Raw genomic sequence first — 24150 nt, 5'->3', positions numbered from 1 at the left:
CTCCGTCCACGAGCTGCGCAACGCATCCCATTTCTAAATTAACCTGAGGTGTTAGACATGAATTGTCTGCATAAACTCGCCGGTGGCGCCAGCATGGCGCTGCTGCTCGGCGGCTGCGCGTCGCTGTCCGGTGACGGCGGCTTCGGCGCCGCCGCCGGCGTTAGCGAACAACGTACGGGCCTGAGCGCCAGCGTCGCCGGCCGCCTGCCGCGCAACGACGACGACGCCCGCGCGCTGGCCGCCGTCATCGACAAAAAACTGGGGCAGCCGCTGGCTGTCGACGAAGCGGTGCATATCGCGCTGCTGAACAACCGCGGGCTGCAAGCGAGCTATTGGTCGCTCGGCATCGCCGAAGCGGACCTGGTGCAGGCTGGCCGCCTGCAAAATCCGGTGTTAGATTTCAAGCGCAGCCACGGCGGCGGCGAGATCAGCATCGAACGCACGCTGACCTTCAATCTTCTCAGCCTGATCACGGCGCCGCTGGCGGGCCGCATCGAGGGACGCCGCTACGAGCAGACCAAATTGCTGGTCTCGAACGAGGCGTTGAAGGTCGCCGCCGACACCCGCCGCGCGTGGGTGGAGGCCGTGGCCGCCAACCAGAGCGCCGAATACGCGGCGCAGGTGGAGGAATCGGCGCAGGCCAGCGCCGAACTGGCGGACCGCATGCGCAAGGCCGGCAACTGGAGCGCCATGGACGTGGCGCGAGAACAGGCCTACCACGCGCAAACGGTGGCCGACGTCAGCGCCGCGCGCAAGGCGGCCGTCGCCGCGCGCGAAAAGCTGACACGCCTGATGGGGCTGGGCGGCGCGCAGACCGCGTACAAGCTGCCGGACCATTTGCCCGAGCTGCCCGCCGCGCTGCGGGAGTTGGGCGACATCGAGCAGATCGCCGTCAACGAGCGGCTGGACATCCAGGCCGCCAAGCTCGATACCGCGCACACGGCATCGACGCTGGGCCTGACCAGGACCACGCGCTTCATCAACGTGCTCGATCTGGGCGTGGTGGCCAACAGCGAAGGGGCGACCAACACGCGCGGCTATGAGCTGTCGCTGGAGATCCCGCTGTTCGACTGGGGTTCGACGCGGGTGGCGCGGGCCGAGGCGACCTATATGCAATCGGTCAATCTGCTGGCGCAGGCCGCCATCAACGCCCGCAGCGAGGCGCGCGAAAGCTACGCCGACTACCGCGCATCGTACGAACTGGCGCGCCACTACCGCGACCAGGTGGTGCCGCTGCGTAAAAAGCTGGCCGACGAAACCCTGTTGCGCTACAACGGCATGCTGATGAGCGTATTCGAACTGCTGGCCGACGCCCGCGAACAATCGGCCGCCGTCAACGGCTATATCGGCGCGCTCAAGGACTACTGGACCGCGCAAGCCAATCTCGAAGCCGCGCTTGGCGGCCGCCTCCCAACCAACAAAGGAGTAACACCATGACCACCCGCAGATCATTCCTCAGCGGCGCAGCCCTCATCGGTGCCGGCATGGTCACCAAGGCCGGCGCGGCCTCGCTGCCGGAGGCGCCGGTGCAATCGTCGGCCGCCACCGCGCCGCCGCTGGTGCCGCCCAACGGCCGCCCGTACAATCCCGTCGTCACGCTCAATGGCTGGACTTTGCCGTGGCGGATGAAGGACGGCGTCAAGGAGTTCCATCTGGTGGCGGAACCGGTGGTGCGCGAACTGGCGCCCGGCATGACGGCCAACCTGTGGGGCTACAACGGCCAGAGTCCCGGCCCGACGATCGAGGTGGTGGAGGGCGACCGCGTACGCATCTTCGTCACCAACAAGCTGCCCGAGCACACCAGCGTGCACTGGCACGGCCAGCTTCTGCCGAACGGCATGGACGGCGTCACCGGCCTGACGCAGCCCGGCATCCAGCCGGGTAAAACCTTCGTCTATGAATTCGTCGCGCGGCATGCCGGCACCTTCATGTACCACCCGCACGCCGACGAGATGGCGCAGATGGCGATGGGGATGATGGGCTTCTGGATCACGCATCCGAAAGATCCGAAGCAGCACGCGGTGGACCGCGACTTCGTCTTCCTGCTGAGCGCCTACGACATCGAGCCTGGCAGCTACACGCCGAAGATCAACACGATGCTCGACTTTAACCTATGGACGTTCAACAGCCGCGCCTTCCCCGGCATCGACCCGATGGTGGTGCGCAAGAACGACCGGGTGCGCATCCGCGCCGGCAATCTGACGATGACCAACCACCCGATCCACCTGCACGGCCACACCTTCGAGGTGACGGGGACGGACGGCGGCTGGGTGCGGCCGTCGGCGCGCTGGCCGGAGGTGACCACCGACGTCGCCGTCGGCCAGATGCGGGCGATCGAGTTCATCGCCGACGCGCCCGGCGACTGGGCCTTCCATTGTCATAAATCTCACCACACGATGAACGCGATGGGGCACGACGTGCCGACGATGATCGGCGTCGACCACACCGGCGTGGCCGAGAAGATCAACAAGCTGGTGCCGGGCTACATGGTCATGGGCGACAAGGGTGGTTCGATGGACGGCATGCAGATGCCGCTGCCGGAGAACACCTTGCCGATGATGAGCGGCGATGGTCCGTTCGGCGGAGTCGAGATGGGCGGGATGTTCACCACGGTCAAAGTGCGCGAGGGGCTGGCGCGTAACGATTACAAGGACCCTGGCTGGTATCAGCATCCGAAGGGCACGGTGGCCTACGAATGGACCGGGGACTTGCCGCCGGCGCCACGCGCACCGGGCGCGCCGCCGTCCAAACCGGCGGAGGCGATGAACGTCAAGCGCGACGCCAAGCATCACCACTAGACCGCGCTTGTTTTAAACCCGCACGGCGCGCCGTTCCGGGGGCGGACCCCGCATGGGGGCCGACCCCTCTGGTGCGCCCCAGCGGGTTCGGCGGCAGCGATGTGCTCGTGTAGAATTGGTGGACCTGACCCCGGAGTTGCCACTGGCTGCATGAAATTCTCTCTTTATCCCGAACAAACAGCATTGCTGGCGTACGTCGCCAAGTGGGCTTGTATCGCCGGCGCGATCGCCGCGCTGAGCGGCACCGCTTCGGCCTTCTTCCTGTTCTCGCTCGATTACGCGACCCGTTGGCGCGAGACGCATGCCTGGATCATCTGGCTGCTGCCGCTGGCCGGCTTCGCCGTCGGTTGGCTGTATCTGAAGACGGGCAGCAGCGTGGAAGCCGGGAACAACCTGCTCATCGACGAAATCCACGATCCCCAGAAAGTCGTCCCGCTGCGCATGGCGCCGTTGGTGTTGGTCGGCACCGTCGTCTCGCATTTGTTCGGCGCCTCGGTGGGCCGCGAGGGCACCGCCGTGCAGATGGGCGGCGCGCTGGCCGACCAGTTGACCTATGCGCTGCGCCTGCGCCACGCGGACCGCCGCATCGTGCTCATGGCCGGCATCAGCGCGGGCTTCGCCTCCGTCTTCGGCACGCCGCTGGCCGGCGCCATCTTCGGCATGGAGGTGTTGGCCGTCGGCCGCCTGCGCTACGACGCCATCTTCCCTTGCATCGTCGCCGCCGTCGCGGCCGACCAGGTGGGCATGGCCTGGGGCGTGCACCACACCCACTATGCCATGGATACGGTGGTGGCGATCGGCTTCGCCAGCGTCGCCGCCGTGCTGGTCGCGGGCATCGTGTTCGGCCTGGCCGGCATGGCCTTCGCCAAATCCACGCACGCGGCGTCGGCTTTCATGAAGCGTCATGTTTCGTACGCGCCGCTGCGGCCGATGATCGGCGGTGTGGTCGTTGCCGTCGCCGTTTGGCTGCTCGGCACGCGCTACATCGGCCTTGGCATCCCGGTGATCGTCGAGGCGTTCCAGCAGCCGCTGGCACCCTGGGATTTCTTCGGCAAGTTCGCCTTCACGGTCGCTTCCCTGGGCAGCGGCTTCAAAGGCGGGGAGGTGACGCCGCTGTTCTTCATCGGCGCCACGCTCGGCAACGCGCTCGCCCCCTTGCTGCATCTGCCTTTCCCTTTGTTGGCGGCGCTGGGCTTTGTCGCGGTGTTCGCGGGAGCGGCCAATACGCCGCTGGCGTCGACCATCATGGCGATCGAGCTCTTTGGCCCGCAGATCGGTCCCTTCGCCGCGATGGCGTGCGTGGTCGCCTATCTGTTCTCGGGCCGCTGCGGCATCTATCGTTCGCAGAAATCCGGCATGGCCAAGTACCGCGTGCCGCCGGTGCCGCGCGACCGCCTTCCTCCGCCTTCAGCCAAATGACGCCAGGCCGCCGCCCAATCCCAGCTTGTCGATCAGGCTGCGCGCGTCGAATGGCGCCCGCACCTTGATGTCGTTGTCGAAGTAGCAGTAGACGTCGCGTTTCGCGCGCGCCGGCGGCGGCTTGTCCGAGATGAGTTTTGCGTCATCCGGTTGGCCGCCCGTGCTCCAGGCGCGGATGCGGGCGGCCCAGCGCTCCAGCGCTTCGTCGTCGTAGCCGCTGGCATAGAGTTCCTCGGCGCCGTGCAGCCGCAGATACATGAAGTCCGACGTCACATCCTCGTAGTAGGGGAATTTCCCTGCGGTGTCGGCCACCACCAGCGCCACTTTGTATTTACGCAGAAGCGCGATGAACGCGGGATCGATGAAGCTGTCGTGGCGGATCTCCAGCGCGTGGCGCAGCTTGTGGTTCGCGTCGATGTCCAGCGCGACTTTGCCGTTCATGCGCGGTTCGTGCTCGCGCGCCAGGCGCTGCGCCTGTTCCAGGTCGCGCGGCAGCAGGCTGAAAAAGTGCTCCAGCCGTTCGGCGTCGAAGCGGAAGTTGGGCGGCAGCTGCCACAGGAACGGTCCCAGTTTTTCCCGCAGCGCGAACACGCCCGAGGCCATGATGTTGGCCAGCGCCTTGTCGATGCCGTCGCCCAGGCGCAGGATGTGGGTCAGGTAGCGGTTGCCCTTGTGGCTGAAGACAAAGCCGGGTGGCGTGGCCTCGTACCAGGCCGTATAGCTGGAGGGGCGCTGCAGCGAGTAGAAGGAGCCGTTCAGTTCTATCGTCGGCAGCGCGCGCGCGGCGAATTCCAGCTCGCGCGCCTGCGCCAGCCCGTCCGGATAGAACACGCCGCGCCAGCCCTGGTAGCGCCAGCCCGAGATGCCGATATAGATTTTTCCCATGACTAAATATAGCCAAATCCATCGGCTTGCGAGGCACTGTTGCCTTTCGGCAGGACTGGCCAGCCGTGAGCCGATATAACAAAAATGCGATATCTGCTTTCCCGCCAGGGCCGTTTCTTCTTTCGTACGCGGCCGTTACCATCGATCTCGTCTCTGGCACACCAACCTCACGAACGGAATCAGACATGGCGAATTACAAGAAACAGGATGCGCGCGCCTGGGCGCGGGATCATTTGACCGGCTGCAGCGCGGTCACCATTCCGAGTTACTCGGCCGACCTTAAACGGCTCAACGAGCGTGGCATCCGCCACGACATCGCGTTGGCGGCCGAATTCGGCTACAGCTACACGCTGCTGTGCTCCGAGGTGGCGATCACGCCGGAGGAGAACGCGCAGTTCACCGCCTGGGCGCGCGACACGGCCGGGCAGGGCATGGGCCTGTTCTTCCACGCCGCCTTCGGCACCCTGCAGGAGAACATCGCGGCGGCCAGGCTGGCCGAGAAGGCCGGCGCCGACATCGTGCTGCTGTCTTACCCGCCGCAGTTCTGGCCGGCGAACGAACAGCAGATCTACGACTACACCAAGGCCTTCTGCGACGCCACCGAGCTGGCGGTGATGCTGTTCCCGATTCCGTTGTGGGGCTTCGAGCGCGTGCATCCGGCCGGCATGCCGGTCGCTTTCGTGCGCAGGCTGCTGGCCGACATCCCGAACATCGTCGCGATCAAGTCCGAGCAGGGTTTCCCGCTGGTGTCGGGACTGTGCGAGATGTGGCACCACTTCCGCGACGAGGTGGTCATCAGCTGCCCGATCGAGGGCGACGCGATTCCGATGATGAGCATGATGGACCTGCAGTTTTCCGGCACCAGCAACACCCAGTGGATGCAGGACTACTATCCGAAGGCATTCCAGCTGGCGCGCGAGGGTAGATGGGAGGCGGCCATGGAGTTGTACTGGAAGGTGCATCCGGCGCGGCTGGCCAACAGCGCGGCGTCGGCCAGCTACGCGGCCGGCACCGGTGTGCTCAATCGCACGCAGTGGAAGTACCAGGACTGGCTGGCGGGCTTCAACGGCGGTCCGCTGCGGGCGCCGGCGATGCGTTGCCCGGACCGCATCATGCGGCAGCTGCGCGAAGGCCTTCGCGCCTCCGGCGTCACGCCGACCACCGATGCCGACAGCGAGTTCATGGTCGGCCGCCATCCCGCCTGAGAAAAGGAAGAACCATGCGACATCCTGAAGTGGGCAAGGCGCCCAAGGGCCTGTACATCAACGGCCAATGGCGCGACGCGTCGGACGGCGCCACCTTCGAGGTCTTCGATCCGGCCACGGAGGAGGTGTTGGCCGCGGTGGCCAGCGCCTCGATCGACGACGCGCTGGACGCGGTGGCGGCGGCGCATGCGGCTGGCCGTGCCTGGGCGGCCACCGCCCCGCGCCGGCGCGGCGAGATCCTGCGCAAGGCGTTCGAGCTGTTGATGGCGCGCCAGGAGGAGTACGCGCGCCTGATCGTGCTGGAAAGCGGCAAGGCGCTGGCCGAGGCGCGGGGCGAGGTGGCCTACGCCGCCGAGTTCCTGCGCTGGTATTCGGAGGAGGCGGTGCGCATCGTCGGCGAGGTGTCGACCGCGCCCGGTGGCGCGAACCGGATCCTGGTGGTGCGCCAGCCGATCGGCGTGGCGGTTTTTGTCACGCCGTGGAACTTCCCGGCGGCGATGGCCACCCGCAAAATCGGCCCGGCCCTGGCGGCCGGCTGCACGGTGGTGCTCAAGCCGGCGTCGGAGACGCCATTGACGGCGCTGGCCATGGCCGGCCTGTTCGAGGAGGCCGGCGTGCCGGCCGGCGTGATCAACGTGGTGCCGTCGCGCCAGTCCGGCAAGATCGTCAACGCCATGCTGCACGATCCGCGCGTGCGCAAGCTGTCGTTCACCGGCTCGACCGGGATCGGCCGCGTGCTGCTGTCGCAGGCGGCCGACAAGGTGGTCAAATGTTCGATGGAGTTGGGCGGCAACGCGCCGTTCATCGTCTTCGCCGACGCCGATCTCGATGTGGCGGTGGCGTCGGCGATGGTGGCCAAGCTGCGCAACGGCGGCGAGTCGTGCACGGCGGCCAACCGCTTCTACGTCGAACGACCGGTGGCCGGGGAGTTCGCGCGGCGCTTCGCGGCGGCGATGGCGGCGGTCAGGCTGGGGCCGGGCTTGGACGAGGGCGTGCAGCTCGGGCCGCTGATCAACCGCGACACGCTCGACAAGGTGGCGCAACTGGTCGAGGAGGCGGTCGGGCAGGGCGCGACGGTGCTCACCGGCGGCAAGGCGCGCGGCGGGCCGGGTTACTTCTACGAGCCTACCTTGTTGACCGATGTGCGCGCGGACGCCCGCATCCTGAAGCAGGAGATTTTCGGGCCGGTCGCGCCGCTGTGCGTGTTCGATACCGTCGAAGAGGCGATCGCGCTGGCCAACGACACCGAGTTCGGGCTGGTGTCGTTCGTGCACACGCGCGACCTGGCGAAGGCGTTGGCCGTGTCCGAGCGCATCGAGGCCGGGATGGTGGGCATCAACCGTGGCGTGGTGTCCGATCCGGCGGCGCCGTTCGGCGGCTGGAAGCAGAGCGGCGTCGGCCGCGAGGGCGGCCATGACGGCTTGCTGGAATATCTGGAGTCGAAGTACATCTGCGCCACATGGTAGCGGAACACCAATTACAAAAAGGAGCTAACATGATCAAGACCCTGGCCGCGATCCGCCGCAAACCCGGCATGACGCAGCAAGAATATTTCAGCTACATCCGCGACGTGCATGGCGCGCTGGCGCGGGCCAAACCGTTGGCCATCCGCCGCTACGTGCAAAACCACGTCGTCGACAGCGCCTATGGCGCCGAGGGCGATCCGGCCTACCAGGGCCTGTTCCACCGCGACTCCGTCACCGAATTGTATTTCGACGACGTCGAGGGCATGCTGCGCTCATTCACCGATGCCTATGTGCGCGACGTCGTCGGCCCGGACGGCGCCAACTTCAGCGATATGTCGACCGCGCTGGCGATGTTGGCGCGCGAGGTGGAACTCGACGTCGCGGCGCCCGCCGACGCCCCGGCGAAGGTGATGTACTTCCTGCGCAAACCGGACGCGCTGACGCCGGAGCGGTTCGCCGGGGAGCTGCGCGGCGCCGTCGATGCCGCGTTGGGCGGGATGCCGCAAGCGGCCGCCGTGCGCCGCGCCGTGCTGACCCTGGCCATCCCGGACGAAACGGGCTTGATGGCCTATTTCGGGGCCAGGGACATGCCGGGCTACGACGCGGTGGTCAGCCTGTGGTTCGACGAGGGTGAGGCGCTACCGGCCTTCCGCGCCTGGCAAAAGGTCTTTCTGGGCGAGAGCGGCCAGCCCGCTTTCCATCAGCCGTCGCAGGCCTTCGTGCTGGTGGCGCGGGAGGTGGATATTATTTGACACTCGGCGGCAGACCGGCGGACGTACAAAACGTCGCACATCGCACCGGAAAAATGCGACACTACGAGGATCGCCTTCGCCATACAACTCGATTCATCCACGGGGTACCCGCCGCATGCCGCCGATTCTCGATCCCCGCTGGGGCCTGTTCGCCAAAGTCGCCGAATTGGGCAGCCTGACCCGGGTCGCCAATGCCCTTAACAGCCCGCAGTCCGCCATCAGCCGCCAGATCGCCCAGCTGGAAACGCAATGCGGCGGCAAGCTATTCCGCCGCACCGGGCGCGGCGTGGTCCTGACCGAGTTCGGCGAAGCGATCCACGCGCGCATCCTTCCCTTGATCGCCGAAGCCGACCGGCTGGCCGACGACATCCTCACCACCAACAGCATCCCCATCGGCGAAGTGCGCGTCGGCCTGCTGCCGAGCAGCGTGTCCATGTTCGCGGGCGAGCTGTATCGCCGCGCCAGGGAGCAGTTCCCGCGGGTCCACCTGCACCTGGCCGAAGGCTCCAGCGCTCAAATGGAGGAATGGCTGGGCACCGGGCGGCTCGATCTGGCGCTGCTGCTGCGCGAGGGCCCGGTGACCGATCCCGGCGAGCCGTGCCTGCGCACCGTCGCGCTCGACCTGGTCGGGTTGGCCGACGATCCCGCCATCGCGCCGCGCCGCATCGCTTTCGCCGCGCTCGAGGGCCTGCCCCTGATACTGCCGGCCGAACCGCATGTGCTGCGCCGGCGGCTCGACGTGCTGGCGCGCGAACATGGCATTCAACTGGCGGTGGCGATCGAAGCCGACACGATCCAGCTGCAAAGGGAGCTCGCCGCCGCCGGCGCCGGCTATGCCATCGTCGCGTCGGTGATGGGGGAGGGGGGCGGGCGGGCCGACATCGGCGCCGCCCGTATCGTCCAGCCGGAACTGGTGCGCAACATCGTGCTGGGCACCACGCGGCACCGCCCCCATACGCTTGCGACGCGCGCCATCACGCGGCTGATCATCTCCTTGTTCGCCGGGCGTTAAGCGCGGCTCTCCGCTATCCGCATTTGTGAAAGCTGTTATGCCGGCGGCGCGCTTCCCCGCCGCCGCCGTGGTGGTTACCCTGTCTCGATCATAAGCCTGAAGGAGTTTGATCGATGACCGCAACCGCAATCGCCACCGCCGGTGGCCCGCCGCTGTTCCTGACCGACCATGACGTCGGTGAACTGCACAACTGGAAGGACGCTATCGAGGCGCTGCGCGCGGCCTACGCCGCCCCGATCGACGACGCCATGGTGCCGCCGCGCTCCATGGCCCGGGGCGATGGCGTCTGGCTGCGCGGTCTGAGCGCCATCTCCTCCGGCGGCCACATGGGCTGCAAACTGATCGCCGCCTCGACGCGGGCGCGCCGCGCCAGCTACCTGATCTCGTTGTTCGACCAGCAGACGACGGAGCTGGCCGCCCTGATCGACGGCAACCAGATCACCGCCATCCGCACCGCCGCGACGGCGGCGGTCGCGGTGGACGCGCTGGCGCCCCGGCGGCCGCTGCGCGTGGCAATGATCGGTTCCGGTTTCGAGGCGCGTTCGCAACTGAACGCGCTGCATGCGGCCCGCGATATCGCTTCGGTCGCGGTGTTCAGTCCGACGCCTGCCAGCCGCCAGCGCTTCGCCAGCGACTTCCAGCGCCTGCTGGGTATCGAGGTCGTCGCCGCCGACACGGCGCAACAGGCCATCGAGGGCGCCGACGTCATCGTCTGCGCCGCGCGCTCGCGCGACGAATCACCGGTGCTGCGCGGCGAGTGGCTGCGGCCCGGCGCCACCGTGGTGTCGATCGGCTCGACCTTGCCCGAGCAGCGCGAGGTCGATGTCGATGTCATACGCCGGGCGGGCCTGATCGTCGCCGACATGGTCGACGAAGTCGCGCACGACACGGGCGACATGCTGGCCGCCGCGCGCGAAGGTGTGGACTTCGGCGGCAAGCTGCATTCACTGTCCGATCTGATCGGCGGGCGCCTGCCGCCGCGAGGAGCCAACGACATCGCCGTCTACAAGTCGGTCGGCTCGGCCTTGCAGGACTTGGTGACGGCCGAAATGCTGCTGAAGCGCGCCAGGGTCGCCGGCTTGGGAACCTTGCTGCCGGTGTCGATCGCGCCGGTGCAAAAATAAGAATGGAGACTACGCCATGATCAAACTAAATATCTGCGCCGCCCGTGTGCCGCGCATGACGCACGCCGAGTATTGCCGCTACATGAAGGACACGCACGCGCGTCTGGTGATGGGTTCCAGGGCGATGTCCGGCCTGATTCGCGCCTACATCCAGCAACACGTCTTCGACGCCGCCTACGGGCCGCTGGCGACGCCGTCGCGCTACGATTCCGTCAGCCATATCATGGCCGACACCGTCGAGGACCATCTGGCGGCCACCAAAACGCGCGATTACCAAGAGGTCATCGCACCGGACGAACCGAATTTCGCGGATGGCCGCACGGCGGTATTCACAATGCTGGAGGAGAGCGCGCTGGCATTGCCTGTGGCCGGCGCCTCGCCGCATCGCCTATTGTATTACGGCGTGTGCAAGCCGGGTATCGAGCGCGTCGAGTTGCAGGAAAGCTGGATAGACGCCCATGCGCAGGTGGTGGCCGGCGACCCGAGGGTGGTGGGCTCGGTGCGCCACGCGGTGCTCAATCGGGTCAAACCCATGCCGGATGCCCAGCCGGCGTTCGACGCGATGGGCGAGCTGGGATTCCTCGATCGTAGCGACGTGCCGGCCATGCGCGATTACGTCGCGATGATGGAGGAGCGGCTGTCAAACCTGCTCGACACGGACCGCAGCTTCATGCTGCTGGCCGACGCGGTGCCGGTGCGCGGATCGTTGTAGTCGCCGCTAGCGCCGGGCGGGTTTGCATCCGGCGCTGTGTTCATTTCCGGACAGTCGGTGTTCGGGAATGGGCAACGGGCGCTCTGGCAGTCGCGAAAAAGGCGCGAAAGCCGACGATATGGGCATGGCCCGGACCTTGCTATGTTCCGGACATGCACAAAAATCTCCTCCTCGCGCTTGTCGCCACGCTCGTCCTCCATAACTTTGCCAACGCGGCCGATCTCAATATCGTCGAACAGGCTGCGGAGGGCGGCGCTGCCATTGTCGTCACCCTCGGTTTGTCGATATTGTTCCTGGCCGTCTCGATCGAGCGGCTGATGCACTTCCGCGCCCGGGCCATCGTGCCCGGCGGGCTGGTCGAACGCGTCAAGCCGTTGTGGGCGGCGCAGGATTTCACCAGGCTGCAACAGCTGCTCGCCGAAGACGACAGCACCTTGGCGCGCGTGATCGCCTACATGGTTGCGCACCGCCAGCACGGCTACGCGGTCGTCAACAGCGGCGCCGGCGACATCGCGTCGATGGAATTGCGGCTGCATCAGCAAAAGGCGTATGCGCTGGCGATTGTCGCCACGGTGGCGCCCATCGTCGGTTTGCTCGGCACCGTGGTCGGCATGATAGACGCCTTCCACGTGATCGCGTTCTCCGAGGGCATGGGCAATCCGGCCCTGCTGGCAGGCGGCATTTCGAAGGCGTTGATCAATACCGCCGCCGGCTTGTGCGTGGCCTTGCCGGCGCTGGGGATGCACCATTTCCTCAAGAACCGGCAGGCGTTTTTCGGCCTGAAGCTGGAAAGAACGATCAATAACCTGATCAACGACTGGTTCCTGCAGGGTGACGCGGCGCCGCAAAACCTGCACGTGGTGTCCCATGCGCATTAACCTGGCGGAGGACGAGCAGCCGGAAATCGGCCTGATCGCGCTGATCGACTGCATCTTCTTTCTGTTGATGTTCTTCATGGTGGCGACGTCGTTCAAGCAGCCGGATAACCGCAAGCCGCAAAAGGAGTTGCCGGTGACCTTGCCGACGTCGCAAATCAGTCTGGAGCGCGACGAGGCCGGCCCCGCGCCGCTCGTCATTGGCGTCGACAAGAACGGCAAGTTCTTCCTCGATGGCGAGCCGGTGTCGACCCAGACCCTGCACGGACGCCTGAAAACGGAGGCCGCCCGCGATCCGGGCCGCCGGATACGCATCGACGGCGACCAGCTGGCGAAATACCAGGACATCGTGCACGCGCTCGATCTGTGTCAGTTCGAACGGCTCACGAACATCTCCATGCATACGCGAAGCGCGCGATGATGTTCGGCCGGCTCGATGAATGGCAACCCACTGCCCGCCGCGAGGGTGTTCGGCGGTATGGCTTCGTGCTGGTTTCGCTGGCGGTGCACGCGCTGTTGATCGTGCTGCTCTATTACTTCGGTGCCTATCAGGTGCAGATGGCGAAGCAGCGCGAATGGGAGAGCGCCAATGCCGCTGTGGCAAGGCAGTCCGGCATCGAAAAACGCGTGATGGACATGGAGAAGATCAAGGACTTGCTGGATCAGAGCCGCCCTGGCGCGCCGCCCCCCGATGGCACCGGCGCCGTGGACGAGCCGGACTTTCGCGCCACATCGCTGCCGAAACCGCCCGAACAACTGCTTGCGGAAGCCAGGGCGCTGTCGGCCGCCATCGCGGAGGTCGAGAAGGAGCTCAAGGCGACCGAGTTGGCGAGGATCGAGAAGATTTCGCAGGCAGAGGCGCGCAAGCGGATGGCGTCGGCGCCGGAGGCCACGCCGCCGTCCCGCTCCGCGCCTCCGCCGGACGCTGCGCCGCCGGACGGCGCGCCGCCGAAATCCACACCGCCGAAATCAGCGCCGCCGAACGCCGCGCCGCCGCCAGGCGCCACGCCCGGGCAATTGGCGGCGGAAATCCAGCAGCTCGAAGCGAAGGCGCGCGCCGCGCTGGCGCAGCGGCAGCAGGATCTCGCGCGCCAGCGTAACGGCGTGAACGTCAAGAGCGGCCAGGGTGAAACCGACCAGGCCAAGGACAGCGACAGCGAGCCCGGATCGGGTATTGGCGGTGGTGGCGCCGGGGAGCAACCGGGCGGCAACGGCCTCACCAGCACTTCGCCCGGGATCAACGACAACGCCATCGAGCAGCGGATGGCCGCCTTTATCGGCCGTGATGTGCTGCCGATCGGGGCCGTCCGGAACTACAGGCGCGCCGGCGAGCCTATCTTCAATCCGGGCACCGGCCATATTCCGCCGGTCGACGCGCGCACGATGACCAAGGGCGCCGGCCGCGTGCTGGGCCGGGGCGGCGAATTTGCCGATCGTATCTATGTCAACAGCTGGTATTTGATCGGTCCGTTCGAGGGCAAGCATGGCAGCGGGCTGTTTTCCAACCATCGCTATCCGCCCGAGCAGGGCGTGGTGCTCGATGCCGTATATGCCGGCAAAGGCAACCGGCCGTTGAAGTGGCGCTATGTGAAGGCCGCCAGCTATCCGCTGGTGCCGCCGGAACCGGACGAAGACGCGGTGTACTACGGCTACACCGAAGTGATGATGGACCGCGACCAGGAGCTGACGATGTGGATAGGCGCCGACGACGACGCCCAGATTTGGCTGAACGACGTGCAGGTTTGGGCCGGCGGCAACATCAATAAGCTGTCGTTCTGGCCCGCGCTGTACGACGTTCCCAACACCCATGCGCGCGATTACAATATGACCGAGGGCAAGCGCAAGGTCCGCTTCAGGAAGGGCCGCAACAAGATCTTCTTTAAAATGGCGAACGGGCCGACGCGCCTGTTTTTCTCGTTGGTGTTGACGAAATAAGGCACGGGCGATGGCGGCCGCGCATCAACCGCGATACAGAGGGTTGCTTGCGACGTAGACCGTCACGGCGCCCGTATCGACGCCCTCGGGTGCGATCTTTTGCAGCTCGAATTGATCTTCCGCCCGCAGCGTGTCGAAATGCCAGGTGAAGGTCGTGCCGTTGACATTGAATGCCACGGTTTCGCCGTTGTTGACGTTTACCCATTTCGTGCCGGGCTTGATCATGATCTCGCGGTCGGCGAAGCCACCGCTGGCCGCGCTGCCGTAGTTGGCAAGCGTGCCGGGAGCCGCCTGTGCCAGGCCGGCGCCGACGATGGCGGTGCAAACGATCATGGTGCGCAGTGTCTTAAACATGGTATGTCCTTTTGGTTGTTGAGGGGAGACAGGACCAGTTTAAGGAGCGCGCGCTGACGGGAACATGACGCTTGAATGACAGATTTGTAATGACCCGTCTCCGGGCAGGCCGATGCGCGTTTTTTCCTTCAGCCCGTCGCCGCACACGCATATTGTCAATCATCAATTCGCTTTCACTAGTTGCTGGTTAGAATGTTCGTTATTCGTTGGGCTCCCCAATGTTTTTGGAGGAAACGACATGAATCCACGCTGCTTCGGGGAGTTTCATTGATGAGAGCCGTCTACGATGGCAACGCTGGTCGGCAGCGCGGTATTGCAGCCGTTGAGTTCGCGATCATTTTGCCCTTTCTCGTGTTGATGCTGATAATGCCGTTGTATCTAGGCCGCGTTTTTTGGCACTACACCACCATCCAAAATGCCGCGCAGGACGCCGCGCGGTACTTGTCCAAAGTTCCTGCCGCGGAGATGAGCAACCCTGCGCGAGCGCCCGCGGCAGCGGCGGTCGCGAATGCCATGGTGGCAATGGAACTGGCGGAACTGTCGCCGGGCCCATATGCGTATGCGCTGGTGATAACCTGCGATGGTAGCGCTTGCGTGGGATTCTTTAGGCCTAACACGGTTCGCGTCAATGTCTCGCTTTTAGTGCAGGACGTATTTTTCGGTGGTGTCAACCCGATGGAAATTCCGTTGGTCGCGGACGTTACTTATCCCTATATGGGGAGATAGCGCCGGTTTGTATCCGTCTCGCTGGGGGCAGCATCGCCCCAACGATGCCCCGCTGTGCGCCCAAGCTGCCGAGCCATGTCCTTGTTGACATGCGCATTGGGGCATTATTTGTGTACCGTGAAGTCGCATAATTTAATCGACTCATCCTCCCGCTCAGTGTAGATGAGGACTTTTTTAACGTAAGTGGCAAAATCTGCCCGAGCGGCGGCCTTGTGGTCCGTGCAGACAAACACCTCGCCGAGCGGCAGCTTACGCACGCTATAGCCGAACTCTCTCAACGCTACCAGCTCCCGACCGGTGACTGTCAATTGTCCCGCGAAGTCCCCCACTGAGCAGCGTATATTGCGTCTTTCTCGCGGCGAGGCCAGGTGAAACTCGGTGAACGAGTGTATTCCGCCAATGAGGAATGCGTCATTCACCAAGAGGCTCCACTTCTCGGTGTACATGATTGAGCCGCCAGCTTGGCGCTCGTTCATCTTTAATAAATTCGTACGCATGAGATCATCGATCCCTGCGGTAAGTTCGGTATTCTCAGCGACCATCCGCCCTAACACAAGCAAGTTCAAGTGGGCTTGCTGGGCACCTTGGTAGATCTTCCAGGCGATTTCGATTTCGTTGAGGGACGCGGCGTCGTAAGGCGGATTGCATGAAAAAACCGCTGCTTTGAAAGCTGTAAGGTTCGCGTACATATTTAAATATTCAAGAAGTTGAGTTCAAATTGATCAGTGCGATAGCGAACCGTTCACTGAGCGAATACGTTGACGCCGCCGCTTATCCGCTTACTAGCCATGTTTTCCGCCGCCATCGTTTTTTTTCGCGACGAATTAGACATACGGAGTGCTTCGCTGAATGGATGCGGATTCCACGTTTTTTCGATGAATGCTCGACTGGATGGGGCGTGTGGGCGAGGATGGCATAAAAAGACTGGACGAAAAAAAAGCCCACTTCCGTCTATTCTCATAGAGGGAAGTGGGCTTGCGATGCTTTATCGACTTTCGCGGTAATTTGCAAAATCAACTAAATATGGCGGCTGGTGCTCCGAGCCGGAATCGAACCGGCACGCCTTTCGGCGGCAGATTTTAAGTCTGCAGTGTCTACCAATTTCACCATCGGAGCGGCACAGCCCGATATTATGCCATGAACATGACATAACTGCCATACCGGAAGCCGGGTCGCGCCCGATGGCGCCGCCGGTCAGACGGCGGACGCTGCTTCCCCGGCCAGGCGCCGCCACGCCGGCACGTCGGCGCCCTTGATCAGCAGATACAGGCAGAACGCGCTTTCGCCGATGAACGACGGCAGCAAAATGACGGGGAACAGCATGTCCTGCAACGGCGGGTAGAGGATCATGGCGAAGCTGTTGACCAGGTAGCAGACGCCGGCCAGCTGCATCAGCCAGCCGATGGCCTTGGGGATGTAGCCGGATTTGCGGATCAGGTGGCCGACGATCAGGCATTCGACGCCGAAGAAGATCAACGCCAGGCCGAACGCGTGGGCGTGGGCGACGACCGATTGGTAGGCCAGCAGGTGCAGTTGCTGCGGATCGATCACCTTCAGGTACGCCGAGCCGGACAAGGGCGTGAGCACCGCGTGCAGGTGCAGCGCGCCGACGCTTTCGACCGCCAGCGAGACCAGGCCGAAGAAGGCCACTGCCATGGCGAGGTGCGGGTTGACCGGGCGCAGCAGCACGTACCAGATCAATGTCAGCCCGACGGCGCACAGCAGCAGCAGGTCCTGGCCGCCGACGCCGAGCCGCCATAGCCATTCGGCGGCGAGGATGGCGCGGGCGGTGGCTTCGGGGTCGCCGGAGACGACCAGCTTGCCCCGGATGACCGATTCGCCAACCAAGCCGATGACGATGATGATCAGGTAGAGCAGGCCGCCGAGGCGGGCGTAGGCTTTTATGTTGGTGGGACTGGCTGGTTGGCGCTGTTCCGACATCTTTTCTCCTCTGGACCGGGGGCCGCCGGCTGCCGCGCAGCCGGTTCCTCCTGTGGTCAGGAGATTATCATGTTGTTATGGGGGCATCTTCATACATTCTCACTTATTCATGGGCCGTCGGCGGAGCTTGGCCGATTACGCTGCGCTAATCCGCCCTACGTGGTTCCGGATGGGAGCCTGGTTTTTTGGCCAGGCTTTGTGTCCCTTTAGTCGAGCTTTAGCGCCTTGGCGACGTCTTCCCATGCCACGTACTTGAAGTTTTGCGGGCCGTCCGGCAGGCGCTTGTAGCCGTCCTGGATGACCAGCATGCCCTTCGCATAGGGGCCTCCGAAGTTGGCCGAGCTGACTTCCAGGCCGTCAGTCTCCGATGTGCCGTCGATGCCGGCCGTGAGGTTGTAGCCGACGCGGAAGCTGCCGCGCACGCGGTAGGGCGCCTTGGCGTCGAGTACCAGGTAGCTGTTGTCGCCCTGGCTGGAGACGACCAGGTAGTCGCTCTTGTCGCCGTGGTACAGGCCCATGCCTTCGACGTCGGCCACCAGTTGCGGGCCGACCGGCATGATCATCGTGAGCTTGGCCGGGGCGTCGCCGCGCGCCGCGACGGTCCAGACGCCGCGCTTTTCCTCGCCCAGGAACAGCCGATCGTTGCGGTCGTCGACGACGCAGCCCTCGGGCTGGCTGGCGACCTTGAAGCGGCGCAGCAGCTTGCCCGACATGCCTTTGCCGTCGGCGCCGGCCTCGATGCGGTACTGCAGGAAGCTGCCGTCCTTGTCGTTGATGAACGCTTCCAGGCCGCCGTCCGCCGGACGGTACAGGCACATGCCGTAGATGTCCTCGAGCCCGGTGGCGAAGGCGCCGGCCGGCGTGACGGTGCCGCCGGCGTCGATGGCGAACAGCATCACGCTGTTGTCGTCGCGCTGGGTGGCGACGGCCACGTCGAGCGTGCGCCCGCCGACGGTCACGCCCTGGCGCACGTCGACGTTGTTCAGCCGGCCGACTTCCAGCAGTTGCAGCTGCTTGCCGTTCAGGTCGTACACCAGCAGCCCCTGTTTCTTGTTGGTGCCGAGGATGCGCGCGCCGGCCGGGTCGGCCGGGTTGCGCCAGATGGCCGGGTCGTCGGCGGCGTCGCCCTGGCGCGCCACCGGCTCGGTCTGCGCGCGCGGCTCGACGATGGCCTTGGCGGTCGCCAGCGGCGGCGTCGCCGCCTGCCATGGCAGCAACCGCACCTGGCCTTTTTTGACGGCGTCGCCGCGCTGGACCAGTTTGCGGCGCGGTCCGCCCTCGGCGTCGGCGTCATAGGCCCACACGCCCATCTTCTCCTCGTTGACCAGCAGTTGATGCGTGGCGTCGTCGGCGCGGCAGTGCTTGACGTGCGGCGGCAGGGCCAGCCTGCGGACCAGCTGGCGCTGGTCGCCGTGCATCAACCATTGTTCGGCCTGGCCATCCTTGCCGATCATGAACAGATGGTCGATGCGCTGGGCGTCGCGGTACAGGCACGACGATTCGATGCCGAACGGCGGCGCCGGGAACGGCGTTTGCGCCGACAGGGTGCCGGCCTTGAGGTCGACCAGGACCGGCAGCACGTGCTCGGCATTGGCGTCGAGCACCACGGCCAGCACATCGCCGTTCGGACCTAGCGGACGCAGATCGAGCTGCTTGGCGCGCACGGCCAGCCGGGCGCGCTCCTTGCCGGCGGCGTCGAGCAGGCGCAGGCCCTGTTTGTCGATGGCGAGCCAGCCGCCGTCCGGCAGGGCGGCCAGTTCGCTGGCCTTGGCGGCGAGACCGGGCAGGGCGGCCGCGCGCGCCGCCGATGGTGCCGCGTGTGCCGTCTGCGCCAGCACGCCGCACGAGACCAGCGCGCCGAAGAGAATACCGTTGAAGATCGTTGTTTTCATTATCAGAACATGCTCACTTTGAGGCTGACTTTATAGGTGCGGCCGTATTGTTCGTATTGCGCGTTTTGGGCCTTGCTGCCCAGATAGACGTAGTATTTCTCGTTGTTCAGGTTGGCGGCCTCGAAGTTCAGCTGCACCTGTTTGCTGATCTGGTACGACAGCGAGAAGTCGACCTGTTTCTGGGCGTCGACGATGCGGTCCTGGCCGGCGTCGAGGATGTCGTCGCCCATTTCCAGCAGGTACGGCGACTTGTAGTTGAGCGCCAGGCGGGTGCTCAGCGGTCCCTGCTCGTAGCCCAGCATCAGGTTCAGCACGCGGTCCGACTGGCCCGGCATGTTGATGCTGCGCGAGCGCGTGCGGCCGGCGTCGATGTCGTAGCGGGCGATGTTGGCGTCCGAGCGGGTCAGGCTACCGTTGGCGCCGACGATCAGGCGGTTGAACGGTGCAGGGAGCATGCGCAGCGGCTGGCTGTAGGCCAGTTCGATGCCCTTGACGGTGGCCTGGTCGCCGTTGGCGTAGGACACGGCCGAGCTGTAGTCGGCCCACTGGCCGCTGCCGGCCAGGTTGGTGGTGTAGGTGAAGTTCTTGATGTCTTTGTGGAACACATAGGCCGACACGCTGCCGTCGTCGCCCAGCACGCGCTCGATACCCAGGTCGAGGTTGGTGGACTTGAGCGGTGCCAGGTCGGGGTTGCCGATGGTGGCCTCGGTGTCGCTGGCCAGGCTCACGCCCGGCGCCAGCTGGCTGAAGTTGGCGCGCACCACCGCGTGGGTCCAGGCCGCGCGCACGCTGGTTTTCGCGTCGAGGTCGTAGCGCGCCTGCAGCGACGGCAGCCAGTTGGTGTACGAGCGCTTGCGGTTGACGGCATCGAAGCTCTCTTCCTCCTCGTTGACGCGCGAACCGGCCGCGTCGAATTTGGTGTGCTCGGCGCGCACGCCGGCCAGCAGGTGCCAGGCGTCGATGTCGAAGCTGTTTTGCACGTACGCGGCGTCGATGTCCTCGTGCATGCGGTAGTCGTCGATGGTCGAGTCGACCAGCAGCCGCGCGTCGGCGCGCTTCAGGCCGGCCACCAGGCGGCGGATCGCGGCCGGATCGATGGCCTTGCCGATGCGGCCCAGCTTGTAGTCGAGGTCGTTGCCGGTGACGTAGTCGGCCAGCGCGGTGCTGGCGCCGCCGATCTGCTTGCTGCTGTACGACCACGCCTCGGTGTCGTTGGATTTTTCGCGGCGGCCGGCCTTGGCGCCGAACTTGAGCGTCGAGCTGCCTTCGCCCAGGTCGAACTTGTGGCTCAGGTCGAAGCGCACATGGTGTTCCTTGTCGGTGGCGTCGCCCTGCTTGAGCGCGATCGAGTTCAGCTTGTAGTTGGCGGCGTCGTACAGGCTGGCCGGGCCGGTCAGGCGCGGGATGTCGGTGCCGGTGAAGCCGACGCCGGCGAAGTCCTTGCTGCCACGGAAGCGGGCGTCGTTGATCGATTCCGGCGCCTCGTCGGTGGCGCGGCTGGTGCCGCCGGACAGGTCGAGCTTCCAGCCGTTCCATTTCTGTTCGGTGCCCAGCACGACCGAGCTGATGGTCTGGGTGTACTTGCGCTGGCGCAGGCGGCGCTCGCCGCGCGCCGTGGCGGTCTGGCCCTCGGCGAGGCCGTCGCCGGCGATGTTGCTGATGGTCAGGCGGTCGCGTACCTCGCTGTCACTGAAGTCGCTGATGAAGCTGCGCACGAAGTACTTGCTCAGGTTGTCGGCGTGGTAGTCGAGGTTGAGCGCGGCGGCGCGGCGCTTGCGCGTCGGCAGGTAGTCGCGCAGTTCGACGCCGGTCAGCTTGCCGTCTTCCCAGGCGCCGCCGGTTTCGACGTTGTCGGAGCCGAATTCACGCTTCTCGTAGCTGACGCCGCCGGCCACGCCCAGTTTGCCGTTCAGGAAGCGGTCGGCGAACAGCACGCTGCCGTTGGGGCTGGTCTTGCCGATGTTCTGGTCGCGGCTGGCGCCGACGGTGGCCGACAGCAGCTTGCCCGGCAGGTCGAAGGCCGACAGCGTTTTGACTTCGACGGTGCCGCCCAGCGAGTTGGCGTCCTGGTCCGGCGTCAGGGTCTTGCTGACCGACAGCGAGCGGATCAGGCCGGCCGGCAGCACGTCCAGCGCCACCGCGCGCCGGCCCGATTCGGGCGAGGGCACCAGCGCGCCGTTGATGGTGACCGAGTTCAGGTCCGGGCCGAGGCCGCGCACGCTGACGTAGCGGCCCTCGCCCTGGTCGCGCTGCAGCGACAGGCCCGGCAGGCGCGCCAGCGCTTCGGCGGCGTTCTTGTCCGGCAGGCCGCTGATGTCGTCGCTGCTGATGACGCTGACGATGTTGTCGGCCTGCTCCTGGGCGGCGATCGCATTGCGCAGGCTGGAGCGTTGGCCGGAAATCACCACGCTGTTGGCGCTGGCCGCCACGCTGGCGGCGGCGCCGTCGTTGGCCTGGGTGGTTTGCGCGCTGGCTTGCGATTGCGCGCCCAGCATCGACAACATGGACAGCACGCCGAGGCTGAGCACGGACAGGCGGCAGCCATGGCCTTGCTGCGCGGGTTGTTTGGACATTTTGTATTGTGTGGTTTTCATTCTGTGCCGTCATAGTAGGTGGAGGACGGGCGGATTCTAAGTAGTCAATGTGTCAATTGCATGACAGCTTGCCCCGACGGACGGCCAAAAGCCCGTTGGCAAGGCCGAATCCGGGCGGGATGAGCTGGATTGACCCGCTGGATGGACCCGGCACCACGGCAGTCGGTGCCGCGGCTGGAACCGCGGTGGGGGCAAGACAGCGCGACTCCGTCGGGGAACCGGTCTCTTTTGGCTGTCTCTTTCTGTCGGTTTTAGTCTCTTTCGGTCTCCTCGTCGCCCCAGAGCGTACTGGAGTAGAAAAGAGACAAAAAGAGACCGAAAGAGACAGCCGAAAGAGACGCGTTCCCGCACGGAGCGGGGAGGCATCGTCCACCATCTGTGAGCCGTTTGCACCTGTTGTTGCGTTGACGGGTGTTGCCGGGCGTCGCGGGCCGATGTCACGACGTTGTCATAAATCTCCTCTATGCTGCGGCGGCACTACCGACGCCGTCACGATGAGCCCGCCCATGCTGCAACTACACCGTTCCACCCTGATCGCGGCCGGCCTCGCTTTGCTGGCCTGCCTGTTCCTGTACGCCAGCCTCGGCGTGGCAAAATCGTTCGAACACTGGAAATGGACGGACATCGTCAGCGAAGGCGGCACCGCCGTCATGGCCGGCAGCTGGGTACTATTTACATTGAGCAGCCGTCCCGGCGGCCTGGTCACGCGCCTGCTGGCCGGCGGCCTGGCGCTGATCATGATCGGTTCCTTCGCCGATTGCATGGACGAGTTCTTCACCATCAGCAAGACGGCAAGGTGGGATCACTGGCTGGAGGGCATGGTGCCGGTCGGCATGCTGGTGGTCACGATCGGCATGTATTATTGGCGGCACGAGCAGTTCCGCCTCAACGAACATCTGCAAAAGCGCGAACGGCTGTTCCGCGATCACCGCGCCTTCGACCGCATCACCCAGTTGGCCAACGCCGACTATCTGCGGCGCCAGATCCGCCACGAGCAGGCGCGGCGGCCCGGACAGCCTTGCGCGCTGGTGCTGCTGGACATCGACGGCTTCCACCTGATCAACCGCGAATTCGGCCAGCCCGAGGGCGACCGCGTGCTGCAGGCGGTCGGCCACATGCTGTTGCTTAACCTGCGCAACGACGACTTGCTGTGTCGCTATGCCGGCGACCGCTTCGCGCTGCTGCTGCCCAACACCAGTGTGGAAGAGGCCGCGCCGCTGGCCCGGCATCTGGCGGCCATGGTCGGCCAGATGCGCCACCACGCCAAAGGCGACCGGGTCGGCATCAGCCTGCGCCACGCGTGCTCGAACGCGGATGCCGCGCCGGACGTGCTGCTGGCCGAGCTGAGCCGGGCGGTGTCGCAACCGGCGGCGGCTTGCCCGATGGCCTCGACAGCCGTGGTGGCGGCCGCGTGATCGCCTACCGGCAAATCGGCGACTGCTTCATTCCGGCGCGGCACCAGCCGGCGCTGATACTCGACTACGCCCGCAGCCGCGAGCTTGACGAGCAGGGCGACAAGGCCTTGCGCGGCACCGGCCTGCGCGGCTGGGCGATGCCGGACGCCGACATCGCCCTCAGCCCGGCGCAATACCTGCAATTGCTGGCCAACGTCATGCGCGAGCTCGACAGCCCCGACACCAGCTTCATGCTGGGCCAGCAGATGCTGCCCGGCCACTTCGGCGCGTTCAGCCACGCCTTGCTGCAGGCGCAGAACCTGCGCCAGGCGCTGGAGATCCTGTGCGCCGGCGCTGCCCGTTTGTGTCCGTTGTTGACGCCGCGCCTGCGCGAGGAGGGCGGCCTGGCCGTGCTGTACTGGACCGACGGCTTCGGCGCGCCCAGCCAGTTGCCGGCGCTGGTGGAGATGCACATGACGGCGGTGACGGCGATGTGCCGCTGGCTGGCCGGCGAGCGCCTGCCGTGGCGTTACTGCCTGAACCGCAGCGCGCCGGCGCACGTGGAACAGCACGAGGTGCACCTCGGCGGCGACCTGCGCTTCAACTGCCATCTGGACGCGATGCTGATCAAGCCGGAGTGGCTCGACAAAGCCTGGCCGCGCGGCAACGCGATGGCGGCGTCGGTGGCGCTCGACAGCGCGGCGGCCGAGGCGGGCGCCGACAGGCTGGCGCTGGCGCCGAGCCTGTTGTCGGCGCTGTATGACCACTTGCTGGCCAACATACGGCTCGGGCCGACCCTGGAGCTGAGCGCGGCCGCGTTCGGCGTCAGCGCGGCCACGATGAAGCGCCATCTGGCGCGCCACGGCAGCCATTTCCAGGCCGAGCTGGACCAGGTGCGCGCGCATGTCGCGATCCACCTGTTCCAGGCGCGCGGTTACGACAACGAAGCGGTGGCGCAATACCTCGGCTTCCACGACGCCACCAACTTCCGCCGCTCGTTTAAGCGCTGGACCGGCCTCACGCCGAGCCTGTTGCGCGACGGCCTGCTCAGCGTGCCGCTGTGATG

At 65.6% G+C, this 24150-nt stretch carries 21 protein-coding genes and 1 tRNA gene; 15 read left to right on the top strand and 7 right to left on the bottom strand.

Annotated features, from left to right (window positions below):
- Positions 1-57: 57 nt before the first annotated feature.
- The 3 genes from MRBLMU1_RS22280 (at position 58) to MRBLMU1_RS22270 (ending at position 4217) form a co-directional block, all read left to right on the top strand.
- Positions 58-1437 (top strand): TolC family protein, encoded by a 1380-nt coding sequence (locus MRBLMU1_RS22280; RefSeq protein ID WP_363505912.1) that lies wholly within the window; start codon positions 58-60, stop codon positions 1435-1437.
- Positions 1434-2798 (top strand): multicopper oxidase family protein, encoded by a 1365-nt coding sequence (locus MRBLMU1_RS22275; protein WP_363505909.1) that lies wholly within the window; start codon positions 1434-1436, stop codon positions 2796-2798. Before MRBLMU1_RS22280 ends, MRBLMU1_RS22275 begins: the two co-directional genes overlap by 4 nt.
- Before the next feature lie 150 nt (positions 2799-2948).
- Positions 2949-4217, top strand: coding sequence for a voltage-gated chloride channel family protein (locus MRBLMU1_RS22270; RefSeq protein ID WP_363505906.1), 1269 nt, complete (start codon positions 2949-2951; stop codon positions 4215-4217).
- On the opposite strand, the gene MRBLMU1_RS22265 is transcribed toward MRBLMU1_RS22270, so the two are convergent.
- Positions 4206-5102, bottom strand: coding sequence for a DUF72 domain-containing protein (locus MRBLMU1_RS22265; protein ID WP_363505903.1), 897 nt, complete (start codon positions 5100-5102; stop codon positions 4206-4208). The two genes, MRBLMU1_RS22270 and MRBLMU1_RS22265, sit on opposite strands and share 12 nt — an antisense overlap.
- A gap of 185 nt (positions 5103-5287) precedes the next feature.
- On the opposite strand from MRBLMU1_RS22265, the gene MRBLMU1_RS22260 reads away from it, so the two are divergent.
- The 9 genes from MRBLMU1_RS22260 (at position 5288) to MRBLMU1_RS22220 (ending at position 14183) form a co-directional block, all read left to right on the top strand.
- A complete protein-coding gene (locus MRBLMU1_RS22260) occupies positions 5288-6307 on the top strand; it encodes a dihydrodipicolinate synthase family protein (RefSeq protein ID WP_363505900.1) in 1020 nt (339 codons plus the stop codon).
- 14 nt (positions 6308-6321) lie between these two features.
- Positions 6322-7773 (top strand): NAD-dependent succinate-semialdehyde dehydrogenase, encoded by a 1452-nt coding sequence (locus tag MRBLMU1_RS22255; RefSeq protein WP_363505897.1) that lies wholly within the window; start codon positions 6322-6324, stop codon positions 7771-7773.
- A 29-nt stretch (positions 7774-7802) separates the two neighbouring features.
- Positions 7803-8525: an EthD domain-containing protein gene (locus MRBLMU1_RS22250; protein WP_363505894.1), complete on the top strand. Its 723-nt coding sequence runs from the start codon at positions 7803-7805 to the stop codon at positions 8523-8525.
- 115 nt (positions 8526-8640) lie between these two features.
- A complete protein-coding gene (locus MRBLMU1_RS22245) occupies positions 8641-9537 on the top strand; it encodes a LysR family transcriptional regulator (protein WP_363505891.1) in 897 nt (298 codons plus the stop codon).
- Positions 9538-9650: 113 nt separating this feature from the next.
- A complete protein-coding gene (locus MRBLMU1_RS22240) occupies positions 9651-10661 on the top strand; it encodes an ornithine cyclodeaminase family protein (protein ID WP_363505888.1) in 1011 nt (336 codons plus the stop codon).
- A gap of 16 nt (positions 10662-10677) precedes the next feature.
- Positions 10678-11373 (top strand): EthD domain-containing protein, encoded by a 696-nt coding sequence (locus MRBLMU1_RS22235; protein ID WP_363505885.1) that lies wholly within the window; start codon positions 10678-10680, stop codon positions 11371-11373.
- A gap of 152 nt (positions 11374-11525) precedes the next feature.
- Positions 11526-12251 (top strand): MotA/TolQ/ExbB proton channel family protein, encoded by a 726-nt coding sequence (locus tag MRBLMU1_RS22230; protein WP_363505883.1) that lies wholly within the window; start codon positions 11526-11528, stop codon positions 12249-12251.
- A complete protein-coding gene (locus MRBLMU1_RS22225) occupies positions 12241-12669 on the top strand; it encodes an ExbD/TolR family protein (RefSeq protein WP_363505880.1) in 429 nt (142 codons plus the stop codon). Before MRBLMU1_RS22230 ends, MRBLMU1_RS22225 begins: the two co-directional genes overlap by 11 nt.
- Positions 12666-14183 (top strand): hypothetical protein, encoded by a 1518-nt coding sequence (locus MRBLMU1_RS22220; RefSeq protein ID WP_363505877.1) that lies wholly within the window; start codon positions 12666-12668, stop codon positions 14181-14183. The genes MRBLMU1_RS22225 and MRBLMU1_RS22220 overlap by 4 nt, the downstream gene beginning before the upstream one ends.
- A gap of 24 nt (positions 14184-14207) precedes the next feature.
- Here the strand turns inward: MRBLMU1_RS22220 and MRBLMU1_RS22215 are convergent, their stop codons facing one another.
- Complete coding sequence (locus MRBLMU1_RS22215) at positions 14208-14537, bottom strand: CzcE family metal-binding protein (RefSeq protein WP_363505874.1); 330 nt, start codon at positions 14535-14537, stop codon at positions 14208-14210.
- A 270-nt stretch (positions 14538-14807) separates the two neighbouring features.
- Here MRBLMU1_RS22215 and MRBLMU1_RS22210 point away from each other — a divergent pair, with 270 nt between their 5' ends.
- On the top strand, positions 14808-15263 hold the full coding sequence (locus MRBLMU1_RS22210) for a TadE family protein (RefSeq protein ID WP_363505871.1): 456 nt from the start codon (positions 14808-14810) through the stop codon (positions 15261-15263).
- Positions 15264-15367: 104 nt separating this feature from the next.
- Here the strand turns inward: MRBLMU1_RS22210 and MRBLMU1_RS22205 are convergent, their stop codons facing one another.
- The 5 genes from MRBLMU1_RS22205 to MRBLMU1_RS22185 form a co-directional block, all read right to left on the bottom strand.
- On the bottom strand, positions 15368-15952 hold the full coding sequence (locus MRBLMU1_RS22205; RefSeq protein ID WP_363505868.1) for a hypothetical protein: 585 nt from the start codon (positions 15950-15952) through the stop codon (positions 15368-15370).
- A gap of 342 nt (positions 15953-16294) precedes the next feature.
- Positions 16295-16379, bottom strand: a tRNA-Leu gene (locus MRBLMU1_RS22200).
- A 78-nt stretch (positions 16380-16457) separates the two neighbouring features.
- A complete protein-coding gene (locus MRBLMU1_RS22195) occupies positions 16458-17204 on the bottom strand; it encodes a DUF4386 domain-containing protein (protein ID WP_363505865.1) in 747 nt (248 codons plus the stop codon).
- A 206-nt stretch (positions 17205-17410) separates the two neighbouring features.
- Positions 17411-19096 carry a phytase gene (locus MRBLMU1_RS22190; RefSeq protein ID WP_363505862.1) on the bottom strand — a complete coding sequence of 562 codons (1686 nt, stop codon included), beginning with the start codon at positions 19094-19096 and terminating at the stop codon, positions 17411-17413.
- 2 nt (positions 19097-19098) lie between these two features.
- A complete protein-coding gene (locus tag MRBLMU1_RS22185; protein WP_363505859.1) occupies positions 19099-21669 on the bottom strand; it encodes a TonB-dependent receptor in 2571 nt (856 codons plus the stop codon).
- Between the two features lie 527 nt (positions 21670-22196).
- Between MRBLMU1_RS22185 and MRBLMU1_RS22180 the strand changes: the two genes are divergently transcribed.
- Both MRBLMU1_RS22180 and MRBLMU1_RS22175 read left to right on the top strand, forming a co-directional pair.
- A complete protein-coding gene (locus tag MRBLMU1_RS22180) occupies positions 22197-23105 on the top strand; it encodes a GGDEF domain-containing protein (protein ID WP_363505856.1) in 909 nt (302 codons plus the stop codon).
- Positions 23066-24148 (top strand): AraC family transcriptional regulator, encoded by a 1083-nt coding sequence (locus MRBLMU1_RS22175; protein WP_363505853.1) that lies wholly within the window; start codon positions 23066-23068, stop codon positions 24146-24148. The genes MRBLMU1_RS22180 and MRBLMU1_RS22175 overlap by 40 nt, the downstream gene beginning before the upstream one ends.
- Positions 24149-24150 lie beyond the last annotated feature (2 nt).

It is taken from the genome of Burkholderia sp. LMU1-1-1.1 (assembly GCF_040675865.1).
GTDB lineage: Bacteria > Pseudomonadota > Gammaproteobacteria > Burkholderiales > Burkholderiaceae_D > Rugamonas.
Note: the sequence above shows the minus strand (reverse complement) of the source record. Positions and strands in the feature narration are given on the sequence as shown.

What these genes read in the sequence shown, in the direction of transcription:
- MRBLMU1_RS22185 (WP_363505859.1), bottom strand. Translation starts at nt 21,669, where the DNA reads ATGTCCAAACAACCCGCGCAGCAAGGCCATGGCTGCCGCCTGTCCGTG.
- MRBLMU1_RS22220 (WP_363505877.1), top strand. Translation starts at nt 12,666, where the DNA reads ATGATGTTCGGCCGGCTCGATGAATGGCAACCCACTGCCCGCCGCGAG.
- MRBLMU1_RS22190 (WP_363505862.1), bottom strand. Translation starts at nt 19,096, where the DNA reads ATGAAAACAACGATCTTCAACGGTATTCTCTTCGGCGCGCTGGTCTCG.
- MRBLMU1_RS22260 (WP_363505900.1), top strand. Translation starts at nt 5,288, where the DNA reads ATGGCGAATTACAAGAAACAGGATGCGCGCGCCTGGGCGCGGGATCAT.
- MRBLMU1_RS22225 (WP_363505880.1), top strand. Translation starts at nt 12,241, where the DNA reads ATGCGCATTAACCTGGCGGAGGACGAGCAGCCGGAAATCGGCCTGATC.
- MRBLMU1_RS22255 (WP_363505897.1), top strand. Translation starts at nt 6,322, where the DNA reads ATGCGACATCCTGAAGTGGGCAAGGCGCCCAAGGGCCTGTACATCAAC.
- MRBLMU1_RS22235 (WP_363505885.1), top strand. Translation starts at nt 10,678, where the DNA reads ATGATCAAACTAAATATCTGCGCCGCCCGTGTGCCGCGCATGACGCAC.
- MRBLMU1_RS22245 (WP_363505891.1), top strand. Translation starts at nt 8,641, where the DNA reads ATGCCGCCGATTCTCGATCCCCGCTGGGGCCTGTTCGCCAAAGTCGCC.
- MRBLMU1_RS22275 (WP_363505909.1), top strand. Translation starts at nt 1,434, where the DNA reads ATGACCACCCGCAGATCATTCCTCAGCGGCGCAGCCCTCATCGGTGCC.
- MRBLMU1_RS22270 (WP_363505906.1), top strand. Translation starts at nt 2,949, where the DNA reads ATGAAATTCTCTCTTTATCCCGAACAAACAGCATTGCTGGCGTACGTC.
- MRBLMU1_RS22265 (WP_363505903.1), bottom strand. Translation starts at nt 5,102, where the DNA reads ATGGGAAAAATCTATATCGGCATCTCGGGCTGGCGCTACCAGGGCTGG.
- MRBLMU1_RS22195 (WP_363505865.1), bottom strand. Translation starts at nt 17,204, where the DNA reads ATGTCGGAACAGCGCCAACCAGCCAGTCCCACCAACATAAAAGCCTAC.
- MRBLMU1_RS22180 (WP_363505856.1), top strand. Translation starts at nt 22,197, where the DNA reads ATGCTGCAACTACACCGTTCCACCCTGATCGCGGCCGGCCTCGCTTTG.
- MRBLMU1_RS22215 (WP_363505874.1), bottom strand. Translation starts at nt 14,537, where the DNA reads ATGTTTAAGACACTGCGCACCATGATCGTTTGCACCGCCATCGTCGGC.
- MRBLMU1_RS22280 (WP_363505912.1), top strand. Translation starts at nt 58, where the DNA reads ATGAATTGTCTGCATAAACTCGCCGGTGGCGCCAGCATGGCGCTGCTG.
- MRBLMU1_RS22250 (WP_363505894.1), top strand. Translation starts at nt 7,803, where the DNA reads ATGATCAAGACCCTGGCCGCGATCCGCCGCAAACCCGGCATGACGCAG.
- MRBLMU1_RS22230 (WP_363505883.1), top strand. Translation starts at nt 11,526, where the DNA reads ATGCACAAAAATCTCCTCCTCGCGCTTGTCGCCACGCTCGTCCTCCAT.
- MRBLMU1_RS22205 (WP_363505868.1), bottom strand. Translation starts at nt 15,952, where the DNA reads ATGTACGCGAACCTTACAGCTTTCAAAGCAGCGGTTTTTTCATGCAAT.
- MRBLMU1_RS22210 (WP_363505871.1), top strand. Translation starts at nt 14,808, where the DNA reads ATGAGAGCCGTCTACGATGGCAACGCTGGTCGGCAGCGCGGTATTGCA.
- MRBLMU1_RS22240 (WP_363505888.1), top strand. Translation starts at nt 9,651, where the DNA reads ATGACCGCAACCGCAATCGCCACCGCCGGTGGCCCGCCGCTGTTCCTG.